Raw genomic sequence first — 279 nt, forward strand, 5'->3', positions numbered from 1 at the left:
TGGCTCGGATGCTGGAAAGCCGAAGGCACCTGGTAGTGGAACGCGGCGTCTACAAAGTGGGCGGTATCGACCCCGAGGCTGACCAGAGCTGGAGCCGTTACCTGCGCGCGGTGCTGGCGTTCAGCCTCGTGTCAGTGCTGTTCCTGTACGCCTTCCTGCGGCTGCAGAACCACTTCGGTCATCCGTACGCGGTGCCGCGAATGGGTGGCTCGCAGTCCTGGAACACCGCTGCGAGCTTCGTCACGAACACGAACTGGCAGTCCTACTCCGGGGAGAACG

The 279-nt window shown here is 63.4% G+C and carries 1 protein-coding gene; it reads left to right on the forward strand.

The annotated features are described in order from the left end of the window. Positions 1–35 precede the first annotated feature (35 nt). Positions 36–279, forward strand: a 244-nt coding sequence (locus RM423_RS26320) for a potassium-transporting ATPase subunit KdpA (RefSeq protein WP_311425761.1), incomplete at its 3' end; no start/stop codon positions are given.

Source organism: Jatrophihabitans lederbergiae (genome assembly GCF_031845305.1).
Classification (GTDB): Bacteria; Actinomycetota; Actinomycetes; order Mycobacteriales; family Jatrophihabitantaceae; genus Jatrophihabitans_A; species Jatrophihabitans_A lederbergiae.